At 59.4% G+C, this 9,776-nt stretch carries 10 protein-coding genes and 1 pseudogene; 5 read left to right on the top strand and 6 right to left on the bottom strand.

What is annotated here, in order from left to right:
• From AB4Z51_RS42780 to AB4Z51_RS42770, 3 genes are all read left to right on the top strand, one after another.
• Window positions 1-189, top strand: a 189-nt coding sequence (locus tag AB4Z51_RS42780) for a hypothetical protein (protein ID WP_441499575.1), incomplete at its 5' end; no start/stop codon positions are given.
• Between the two features lie 1,551 nt (window positions 190-1,740).
• Window positions 1,741-1,941 (top strand): hypothetical protein, encoded by a 201-nt coding sequence (locus AB4Z51_RS42775; RefSeq protein ID WP_135216480.1) that lies wholly within the window; start codon window positions 1,741-1,743, stop codon window positions 1,939-1,941.
• 18 nt (window positions 1,942-1,959) lie between these two features.
• The gene (locus AB4Z51_RS42770; protein WP_135216479.1) at window positions 1,960-2,142 is read left to right on the top strand and encodes a hypothetical protein; all 183 of its coding nucleotides are present in this window, start codon (window positions 1,960-1,962) and stop codon (window positions 2,140-2,142) included.
• A gap of 1,633 nt (window positions 2,143-3,775) precedes the next feature.
• On the opposite strand, the gene AB4Z51_RS42765 is transcribed toward AB4Z51_RS42770, so the two are convergent.
• From AB4Z51_RS42765 to AB4Z51_RS42745, 5 genes are all read right to left on the bottom strand, one after another.
• Window positions 3,776-4,069 (bottom strand): hypothetical protein, encoded by a 294-nt coding sequence (locus AB4Z51_RS42765; RefSeq protein WP_441499574.1) that lies wholly within the window; start codon window positions 4,067-4,069, stop codon window positions 3,776-3,778.
• 692 nt (window positions 4,070-4,761) lie between these two features.
• On the bottom strand, window positions 4,762-4,983 hold the full coding sequence (locus AB4Z51_RS42760; RefSeq protein ID WP_135217261.1) for a hypothetical protein: 222 nt from the start codon (window positions 4,981-4,983) through the stop codon (window positions 4,762-4,764).
• A gap of 34 nt (window positions 4,984-5,017) precedes the next feature.
• The gene (locus AB4Z51_RS42755) at window positions 5,018-5,302 is read right to left on the bottom strand and encodes a hypothetical protein (protein ID WP_135217260.1); all 285 of its coding nucleotides are present in this window, start codon (window positions 5,300-5,302) and stop codon (window positions 5,018-5,020) included.
• Window positions 5,299-5,769, bottom strand: a complete 471-nt coding sequence (locus tag AB4Z51_RS42750; RefSeq protein WP_135217259.1) for a hypothetical protein — start codon at window positions 5,767-5,769, stop codon at window positions 5,299-5,301. The genes AB4Z51_RS42755 and AB4Z51_RS42750 overlap by 4 nt, the downstream gene beginning before the upstream one ends.
• Before the next feature lie 1,753 nt (window positions 5,770-7,522).
• The gene (locus tag AB4Z51_RS42745; RefSeq protein WP_167768348.1) at window positions 7,523-7,687 is read right to left on the bottom strand and encodes a hypothetical protein; all 165 of its coding nucleotides are present in this window, start codon (window positions 7,685-7,687) and stop codon (window positions 7,523-7,525) included.
• A 1,036-nt stretch (window positions 7,688-8,723) separates the two neighbouring features.
• Here AB4Z51_RS42745 and AB4Z51_RS42740 point away from each other — a divergent pair.
• Together AB4Z51_RS42740 and AB4Z51_RS42735 are read left to right on the top strand one after the other, a co-directional pair.
• A complete protein-coding gene (locus AB4Z51_RS42740) occupies window positions 8,724-9,092 on the top strand; it encodes a hypothetical protein (protein WP_135217257.1) in 369 nt (122 codons plus the stop codon).
• A complete protein-coding gene (locus tag AB4Z51_RS42735; protein WP_135217256.1) occupies window positions 9,089-9,631 on the top strand; it encodes a hypothetical protein in 543 nt (180 codons plus the stop codon). The genes AB4Z51_RS42740 and AB4Z51_RS42735 overlap by 4 nt, the downstream gene beginning before the upstream one ends.
• A gap of 12 nt (window positions 9,632-9,643) precedes the next feature.
• On the opposite strand, the pseudogene AB4Z51_RS42730 reads toward AB4Z51_RS42735, so the two are convergent.
• A pseudogene (locus AB4Z51_RS42730) lies at window positions 9,644-9,776 on the bottom strand (IS630 family transposase); the annotation flags it as partial.

Raw genomic sequence — 9,776 nt, 5'->3', positions numbered from 1 at the left:
GTGCTGGGAGAGTCCAGCGGGTTCGCCAATGGCGCACCAACAAAACCGAAGCTTACAACAAGTACTATTGCCCATACTTTCACTGAAATCACTCCTGTTCTGGAGGAAGCCGCTATCCTCGATCATCGTCGAGCGCGAAATAATCAGTGGCCGAGGTGCGGGCCGAAATCGAATTGTCGTGGACGTTGACGTCCAATTCCGACCGAATAACGGCCGCCCGGAACTATTGCTGACGATGCGTCGCGAGGGACGAGGAAGACCAGCCAGCAGACCAAGCCTGCCGTCAACCGACGCGCGACGACAGCCAACCACAAAAAGCAGCGACACTAATGAGCACTGCGAACAGAAAGTAAGCCACAGCTCGCCGCTTCGCCGATGGATGGTTTGCTGCTGGCTGGACTCCAGATGTCTCAATGCTGGTTGGCTGGTCCAAGGGACTGTCTCCCGCTTCGCAGGCCAGGTCCGAAAGCTCTTGCGCGATCTGCAGTCTCGCGAGCCGGTCGTCCAGCGCGAAAGTCGTTCGGTGTTCTAGATTCCCAAATACAAGCGCGTCCGCTTGAGCGCGATCCGGGCTCATCTGCGCTACGTCTGACTGACGCTCAATAGGTGGGATGGGCATGCAGCCCCACAGCGGTTTGCCGCGTATAGGAACGTCACATCGGCACGATCGATTGACTGATACCGGACCAGGAACGCCGCAGTGAAAACGCGAGAGGGAGCCGATCTCGCCCGCTTTCGGTACGCCGTCAGAACAACCGAACGCAACCTACAGAAACGCTACAAGCTTCGACCAGATCAGTGAAACCTAAATACTTCGTTAAGTTTCCTCATTGCGGCAACGGATGCTGCCCACGTCAGCGAGGCGGATTTAGTTCGCGCGCTTTTCCGACTGCAAGACCGGCTGTGCATTTAAAAGTTAGAGCTGGGTGCGCCACGATGCATCTATCCGGCATGAAGAAAGAACGCCGCATCAGTCTTGGCGTTTATATAGTCTTCCGCAAGTCACGATGCAGCGACGCAGCTGACTTAGTGGCCTGGCGCTACGGACGCTGGGCCCTTTCTTTTGATGCCGACGGCAACACATTAAATCTTCTCGCAGACCCCTGAAAAAGGGATGCCGCACTTTCCCTCGGCCGACTTCGCCCGGTACTCAATCTCCACGAGCGCCACCGGCTATACCAAGCGCGACAGGACGTCCGGCGAGTTCATGGCCGTGAAGAAGCCGAAAAACGCCAAGAAGGCTGCAAAAAAGCCAAAGGCGTGCGGGTGGAAAAGAAGTCCGCGACGAGAAAAACGAGGAGTGCCGAGCCGCGCGGGCGACCTCAATGTCGCCAGCCGTCCTTGTCGAACACCGTCCTGAAGCCCTCGGGCATCCGAGGTGGCAGCCCCTCCACCGGCACGTTGCAGCGTGGGCATGGCGCGCCGGCGCCGCCACAGGGGCAAGTGCCGTCCCACGGATGATCGGGGTGAGCCTCGCAGACCCATCCGACATCTTCGCAAACGAAACAACTCATCGCGCCCTCCTTGGACGGAGAGCCGGCCCCGGCTCCTGGGGGGATAAGAGGGTAGGCCGGGACCGCTCCGCCAGCTCTGGCGGCGAGCCAGCGACGACTCAAACATTCGTCCGCCCCGGCGGTTCCTCTATGCCTAGCTGACTGGGAACCAAACCCCGTTCCTCTGCATAATAGGTCTCGTTAGTGCCAACCCACCGGCTAGGACCCGAGCACCGACGAGGACGCCATGATGAAACGCCGCCGTATCAAGCAGGCCTTTTCCCTCGAAGAACGTCTTGCCGAACAGGCTAAGAGATTGCGGGAGGACGCCTCCAAGGCACCTCCAGGTATCGAGCGGGAAACCCTGCTGCGCAGAGCCCGGCAGGCCGAGACCGGCTCGCACATGAGCGAGTGGCTGAAATCGCCGGGCTTGCAGCCGCCGGAATAGGCGCGGCATAAGTATCGGATGCCTTATCAAGTCCGACTGGATTCATTCATCGCGGTGACGCCCGGGCCGACGCAGGCCGTCAAGCTGTTTGACGATCTAACAGCGGACTACCCGGGCCAAGTCTCAGTCCACGACATGGACGGCAACGAGATCAAAATCGACTTGCTCAGACAAGCCGTTCAAGACAACTCGAAGAACTAAGGCCCCCTCAATCGGAGGCCTCTTCGTATGCGACGGTTCACGCGGGCGATTCAAAAAGACGAAGGCCGCAGCGGAAGTTTAATCGCTGCGGCCCGCGCCGTGTCAAAAATCTCCGGGTGAAAGAGATCTAAGTGAAATATGCAGCCAGCCCCGGTACCGTCAGCAAAACACTGCATTGTTTCAGCGGTATTTCGTCGAGCGGCGAAAATGCTGTTCCTTCGAGGAACTTAGCCTGTGTGGGTGGTGCAGCACTGGGCTGAGGGAAGGCCCGCCGGCGCTGGCTAATCTGACGGGCCCTCTACCACAAGCACAAGTTACTAATGCAACCTGTACTAGAGCCGACAGTAAGTTGCATTTGCTAGCAAAGCAATATACCAATTGATATTGCACGGTGAAGGAGCTGGCACAACCTGCATAGACTGGCGCCGCGAACAGGAGCATTTTCTGATCAGTCAGACGTGGATGGGGAACACCATGATTGGCTTAACCCGTATCTTTGATGTTGCCGTGCTTGTCGTGGGTGCGTTCAACGTCATTTTAGTCGCAATGATTATTCTCGCAATCTGAGTTGCCTCAGACCTTGTCGAAGCCGTGGTCGACCTTGCGTAGACCAGTCGTCGCCCTTGCGCCGGCCGAGATACATCCCGTCGTACTTCCCCAATCGCCARTTCGTCGCGGCAGGCATGCCCCCCGAGAAACAAAACCGACCTCCCAGTTATATTAGATAGGGCGGGCTTGGAATGCGTTGATTGAAAAAGGGGCAGCTCAGTCAGCGAAGCACGAGCGCGCTCGAGATCCGACCAAGCCGGAAGCGATCCGCCGCAGAGCACGGGGAGCACGCTGTGAAATATCGGGATGTCGATTACACAGTAGTTCAGGGGTTGGGAAGGCACGTTTGGAAGTGGTCAGCGACCATCGGCGATGTCCGCATAGGAGGACAAACAACCACAAAAGGTGCTGCAATCGAGGAAGCCGAACGCGCAATCGAGCGAGCTTTGTCTCCGAAGAAAATTGGACGCGAACCAAGGCCCAAATAATTGTCGAGGCGATCCGCCGGCCCGATCGAAGGCGCGGATACGCTACTCCGATGGGGCAAGGACGGAGAGACGGCCCCGGCTCCGGGGGATAAGAGGGTAGGCCGGGGCCGCTCCGCCAGCTCTGGCGGCGAGCCAGCGACGACTCAAACATTCGTCGCCCTTGCGGTTCCTGTGCTAGCCAACAGGGTGTGCCGCGCCGATCGTGCGGAACGTCGCGGCATCGGCCGCAGGACTGTCTTCGGGCGGCGCCTGCGGCCTCTCATTTGGCACTTTCTTTTTGCTCCCGCATTGTACGCGATGGGCGACGCTGATTTTGTCAGATACCTGCATCAAGCGCAGAATTGCTTGCATGAGGCTGAAAGGGCGACACGTGAGGTGGACAGGGAGGCGTGGCTGAAGCTTGGGGAAGAATGGATGGAGATGGCGCGCAAGGCGCGACGACAAGGGCCCTCCAAACACTAGGGCATCGATCCCGGGCTCAGCACCTCGTATTCAAAGGCTACGCCCTCCGGATCGTTCTCATCGAGCCAGACCTTGGCAGCTTCCTCAGTCGCGAACACCATCAAGCTCTTTGCCCTGGTCGTAGATCCAGACGGTCATTGATCCCTCTTCAGCTTGAGCCGGCCCCAATGGGGTTCTTTCCCCTTCGGATTCAACTCGGGGATATAGTGGCGGTTCAATGCCCGCATGACCCCGATCCGGGCAAACATCGTCGGGCCGCCACCTTCCGGCACCAGGATCAAGGCCTCCATCGCCGCTTGCCACTTCGGCGCCTCGTGCTCCTTCTTCGGCAGGGCGGCGATGTACTCGCCGGCATCCATCAGCGTTCCCAGTTCGCGGCCTTCGACCACAATCGGCTCCTCGAAAGGCCGCCCCCAGCCCTTGATCATTGCTTGTTTCGGTACCCCATGATCGCGAGATGCGGATTGCCCCGCTCGAAGTCTGGCCGAACGTCGGCGCCCCGTCCACCGCAGCCGCGGCAGACAAACCGCGGCTTCCGTCACCGTCCATTTGGCGTTCCCGGCGCGGGTCTTACGCGCCGCCGCAGCACGAGTTATGTGCTGCGCCCAATAAAAAGGCCGCAGCGGCGGACCACTGCGGCCAGCCGGGTAAAATGAAAACGTGAAATATGGAGCCAGCCCCGGCGGAACTAGCCTATCGCTACTCCGCTGGTGGCAATGTCAGCAATGTTACACTTGGGAAAAAAATTAACCGTCAGTTTGGCTGACCGAGGCGAGAAACTCGCCGACGGGGCTGGCGGACCGCGAGCTCTCGGCCTCGGTCAAGTGCAGGGCCGCCGCCATCGCACAACGATAGTCTGCACCTGATCGCGCAATGTGAGCGTTAAAACAATATCGGAATTCGGCGGCTTTCCCAAGCTCAGCGCTTCTCATGTAGCGCACCAACAGCGCACTTCAATTCCCTCGCAATCTTCACGGCGACTTGCAAACGCTTAGGAGACTCGTTGCCCAACGACGATTTCAATCGCCAGATTTCTACCTGCCATTCAAGCTCAGGCGCCAACTAGCGACAGCCATCGCGCAGGAAGCTGGCAGGCTAGCGTTAGCAATGACGCTATCGATCAGGGAGCGTGATTGATCACAGCAAGGACCCCGTCGACGAAAGCCTGGCATTCGGCGTGGGTCTTGAATGTGCCCTTATATTTACCGAACAGAAAGACGGTTCGTCCGTGGCCCTTCCCGAAGAAGTATTGGCCGACGTGCTTGCCAGATTCGTCTTTGAGCTCAATGCAATCGATGTTTTGCGCTACCTTGAGGTCGGTCGCGGGAAGTTTGATTTTCACAAAGTGTCTCCGCGGGATTGGACCGCCGCCTAGGTTAGCGCGCCAATGCGCGGAAGCCCGACAGCAGATCTTGGCTGGGCGGCAGCAACCGTACGTGGGTCCCGCTCTCGTGCAACTCAAGCCAGCCCTTCTCAACTGCGTGCTTGATGCCGACGCCGAACTCCGGCCCGGTGGCACCGAGCTTGTACAGAAAAGGCGCGTTGAGCTTTTCGATGTGAATGCGACCGTCCTGGACGGCTTCGATGCCCGCGGCGATCTCGACGAGCTTTCGCGCGGCGGCTTCTGGATCTGTGTAGAGCCGGCTCTCGGCGTGCTTCATCGGTAAATCTTTCCTGCTTGCGCGGCGTAGATGTGGGCGCGATGCGGGTAGCTCTCCACCGGCTTCCAGCTATCGAATACGGTCCCGCAGACGCAGCGCATCAGCGTGTTTCTGATCTCGCTGTCGAGCTTCTCGCCACGTGCGCGCTTGGCCTTCATTTCGGCGCGCCAGTCGCGATCGTTGCGCCATTCGGCGAAGGCGCTGTCGGGGATGCACGGCAGTAGCTCCGACCACGCGGACTCGAACTCCTCGCGCGCGGCTTCGAAGGTCTCGGCCGTTCCGTTGCGGTGCTGGCCCGGCTCTAGACCGGGATAAAATCCGCACGGCCAGCCCCACTGATCGGCGGCTGTCGGCACTCCAGCGCGGGAGCCGATCGTGCCTACACGGACGTCGCCGAAATAGATCTGCCAAGTCTTCTGGTGGGTATTGTCGCTCCGGCGACGGGTGAGGGCGGCGTCGTTGGTCATGACGGAGCATAGGCGCTAGCCGGACGCCGAGCCAGCCGCTGGGACTTGCGGGTCAAGCTCCGTCGATCACAATGGATTGGTCAATAGAGCGTTTGGCTCTTGCATGTCGCCAAGGGTGCCGACCGTACTCGGAATGTCGGAACGGCGGCCTTCCGGATGAGTTGCCCTTAACGCCAAACTAGGGCCTTCGCTATGGATTTTCGGAAAATTACCTTGGCCATCATCGCGATCTTAGCTTGCGACTCTGCCGCACTTGCGGGGGGTGGGCGTGAAGCTGGAGTGGCTGGGGCAAACCCTCCTGGTGGTGCGAAGCACCGCCTCTTCATCATCCGCCGCCCGCTTCCAATACAGGGGCCCGCGTCTAACGGCACCGTAGGCACCGGTCCGCCAAACGCGTCAAGCTCCATGATCAACTCGCGGATCGACAGCAAGTGGTAGAACGCGGGCTCATTGCGAAAGTCGTAGTGCGATCTTCCTTCTTCTATGTGCATCGTACACGAAACGGCCCCACGGAAGGCCTTACTCTGCGCACGTTTGCATCGCGCAGCTCCTTTAGCTTTTCACCACACCAGCAGATAAACGGCGGCCCCGCCGCCCTAGGTCGCGCCCCCGCAGTCCGCACTGCCGCGCTTCTTTATGATCGTGTAGCGGGCTTCCACGGACGCCTGGCTGCGGCCCAGCGCTTCCGCAATTGTGCTGAACGATGTTCCACTCTCGCGCATCTGCAAGATCTTGGTTTCGTCCTCTGAAGTCCAACTCGCAGAACTTTTGGTTGCTGAAGTGCGGGCCATGCAAATTCCTCGATCGAGCAATGTTCTGATTTTTCCGGATATCGTGGACCTAAATGTGGCGCAGCTCGCTCACCCCCTGGGGGCGCGCAAGCATCTCCAGCGGCTTAGGTTCGCCCGCTGTCGTGCCGAGCGGCGGTATCGAGGAATGGTCCTCTGACGACGCGAAGGCCACAGCGAATTCAATCGCTGCGGCCCGCGCCAGGTCAAAAAAGAACGGGGTGAAAAAGATCTAAGTGAAATATGCAGCCAGCCCCACGCTGGCGTATATGGCCCCGGCTTTTCTCGCGCAAACCAAAACGGATATTTCCCTTAATAGACCGAAGAACTGTTGTGCAAACGACACTTCCGTGCACGGAATGAGAAGTCAGTGCATCCCGTGCGCCGATCAGCCGGACATAGGTCTAAAGCTTTCCTGCCTGCTCGGCGTAGATGTGGGCGATGCGGGTAGTTCTCCACCGGCTTCCAGCTGTCGAATGTGGTCCCGCAGACGCAGCGCATCACCCGAGATCAAGGGCACGCGAAATTTTCCACTGCGCGCGAACTGCGCTTAGGCCGCGGCCGATTGATTGGAGGGCGCGCTGCAGATTGGCTTGAGCGACGAAGTTTAGTAATTTGTTGGCTGGCGACTTTGCCGAAGCGCTGCATGTCTCGATGTATTGGGGAGAGGTTCTTCATGAGAAATTTGATCGGCGTAGCGCTCATCGCTAGCTCCATGTCATTGGCGCTGATGGCAGCGCCGGCGACGTCGGCCGCAGCGCAACAAATCGTCAGTCAAGGAACAGGATGTTGCGGGACTGTCGATTTTACCCCGCGTCGCCGGCACATTGGGCGCCACCGAAGTATCGATCGGTCCTACGTTGGATTCTACTATCGCCCCTATCAGGTTCGCTCCTGCGCGTACGTGCAGCCGTACGGCCCTCAGTCATATCCATGCCATGGGCCGGTGCCGTACGCGTACGGATTCAAGTATGGTCCGCTGTGGTGGTGAAGGCGGAAGCTTGTCCATCCCCATTGATCGGCACGCCTGCGCGCGGGCCGATGGTCCCGACGCTGACATCGGTGAAGTAGCAAGTCTCCTCGTGCGGATTGTCACAGCGGCGACGGGTGAGGGCGGCGTCGTTGGTCATGACGAGAGGCGCTAGCCGGACGCCGAGCTATCCGCTGGATATCGCGGGCAGCGTCAGCGTCGATCGTAACGGATTGGTCAATGGGGCTGCGACGGGAGCTTTATCCGTAAAACCCGACGAAGAACCGAATGGCAAAAAAGGCCCCTGTGGCCGCGGCAGCGGTCACGGCTATCGCGAAGGTCATTCTCAGGCTCTCACTCATGGGTTCTCGCAGGAAGCGGCCCCCGCAGGGCAACGCGGAGGCCGCTGTTGGGACGCTGCCTCAGGGCGGGGATAGGGCCTGAAGCAGTACAGTAATGTTAGTGGGTCAGAGAGGTTCCTAAGCGCCACATAGCCCGAGCGGGCGGTGGATTGACATCGTTGACTTAGGACCGCCCAAACTCAAGCTGGGGCAGCACCTCGGCCGCGCCTTTATGACGGTTTTCCGGGCCAGTATTTCGAGTTGGTCGAAATCCAGTTCTTGGCGTCAGCTTCCGTCGCAAAGTCCCCAATGTGGGAAATCGGACCAACACCGGTTGTCACGGCGACAAACCAGCGACCGTCTTTTGCTATTTGAGGGTCGAAGCTGGGCGGGGGCTTTGGGACCCCCGCCGCTTTTTGGGTTGGTCGATCGTCGGTCATTTCTTCTTCAGATCAGGGCATGGCCGGATCAGCTAGTTAAATCGCAGCAACACGACGGGAGCCGCTAGCTGCGCTCTGCTTTCTTGCACGGCGAGCCGTCAGATCCACAGCCAGCCCGTTAGGCCCGCTAGCACGATCACTTCGACTTCGCCTTCAGCCCGAGCTCGACCAGGCGGCGGATGGATTCGGAAAGTGTCGGTTTATCAGACTGCTTCTCAGCCCAACTAACGATGGCTGCTCGGGTGGCAGGATCAGCTCGAAATCCCATGAGAGGAGTGATGCCCGTACGGGGCCGACCCATGACTTTTTGTTTAACAGGGCTTGCCTTCTTCATACTTTCTGTATAACACTAAAAGCAAGACGAGGGGAAGCAGCAACTTCCGCCCCGGCTCTAACCCCAGCCAAGGAGTAACCCATGGCCAAAGCTAAGAAGCACAATACCACAACGGACCCGGTGTACGCCGCGATCGAGAAGCACAAGAAAGCAATGAGGGAGCTCCACGTAGCCCTCAGGCCGGTCGCCCGCAACAACGGCGACCGCGATCCTAAGAAGGCCAACAAGTACGGCGACCGCGAATGGGACGCCCGCGACGATCTGGCCGAGACCGTCCCGACAACCCTGCAAGGTCTTCTGACGTTGTTGACCTATATCAACGGAGTGACACGGGGAGAGTTGTCCCCGTCTGGCAGGCCGGACAATGCCTTCGAGACGTCCGACAACCTCATGGACGTTCTCGCCGGTGCCGAGAAGCTTTTGGCCGAGCAAATCGGGAGGCATGCATGAGTGATCATCAACGGCACCTCGAAGGTATCGACCGAAGCCTTGCCGACATTCAGGTCATGGGCCACATCGCAATCCGAGCCGCGCAGAATCTCCGGCTTTGCAAGGACGATTCCGATCACTATCTCCTGCCGGAGCAGGAGGCGTCGATACTGTTGTTCGGCGTTCACGACCTCTTGGACCGGATCGAGAAACTGAGAGCGAACCTCGATCCTGTCGAGGCTGCCGCCGAGCCTGCGAAGGCCGCCGAGACGGATGCGGGGACCCTCGCGGACACCTCCGACGACCGGACCCCGCACGAGATCGTCAGCGGCATGATGAACAAGAGCGACATCGACTGGGCTCTCCACCAGATCGAGCAGATGGTCATCATCGCGCGGCGATCGACCTGGGGGCAGAAGCCGAGCACCGATCTGGCCTATATCCTCATGCCGCGCGGGGACGTCCAATCCTTGGAGTACAGCCTCGGCGACATCCTGGATAAGGTGACCGCGCTTAAGGATGAATGGGCCAGCGAGCCCAACGTTGCGGGCGGCGACTAAAGCGTGATGGCATTAAGTTCGATAGCCTGAATTTTTCAGGTAATTGGCGCATTCCTCGGGGGTGAAGGCATCGAGTGCGTGGCCGATTGCGGCGCAGACCGCGTCGACGGTTCGCGCGGCAGCTTTGCGGAGCAGATGCTTGAGC

Origin of the sequence: Bradyrhizobium sp. 2TAF36, assembly GCF_052114925.1 — a bacterium.
In the GTDB taxonomy this organism is placed as follows: domain Bacteria; phylum Pseudomonadota; class Alphaproteobacteria; order Rhizobiales; family Xanthobacteraceae; genus Bradyrhizobium; species Bradyrhizobium barranii.
The sequence above is the reverse complement of the archived record's forward strand: the minus strand, read 5'-3'. Positions and strand labels throughout refer to the sequence as shown.

Excerpts from the sequence above, each read along its gene's own strand:
- AB4Z51_RS42775 (WP_135216480.1), top strand. The coding sequence starts at position 1,741 with ATGATGAAACGCCGCCGTATCAAGCAGGCCTTTTCCCTCGAAGAACGT.
- AB4Z51_RS42765 (WP_441499574.1), bottom strand. The coding sequence starts at position 4,069 with ATGATCAAGGGCTGGGGGCGGCCTTTCGAGGAGCCGATTGTGGTCGAA.
- AB4Z51_RS42750 (WP_135217259.1), bottom strand. The coding sequence starts at position 5,769 with ATGACCAACGACGCCGCCCTCACCCGTCGCCGGAGCGACAATACCCAC.
- AB4Z51_RS42770 (WP_135216479.1), top strand. The coding sequence starts at position 1,960 with ATGCCTTATCAAGTCCGACTGGATTCATTCATCGCGGTGACGCCCGGG.
- AB4Z51_RS42745 (WP_167768348.1), bottom strand. The coding sequence starts at position 7,687 with ATGACCAACGACGCCGCCCTCACCCGTCGCCGCTGTGACAATCCGCAC.
- AB4Z51_RS42735 (WP_135217256.1), top strand. The coding sequence starts at position 9,089 with ATGAGTGATCATCAACGGCACCTCGAAGGTATCGACCGAAGCCTTGCC.
- AB4Z51_RS42755 (WP_135217260.1), bottom strand. The coding sequence starts at position 5,302 with ATGAAGCACGCCGAGAGCCGGCTCTACACAGATCCAGAAGCCGCCGCG.
- AB4Z51_RS42740 (WP_135217257.1), top strand. The coding sequence starts at position 8,724 with ATGGCCAAAGCTAAGAAGCACAATACCACAACGGACCCGGTGTACGCC.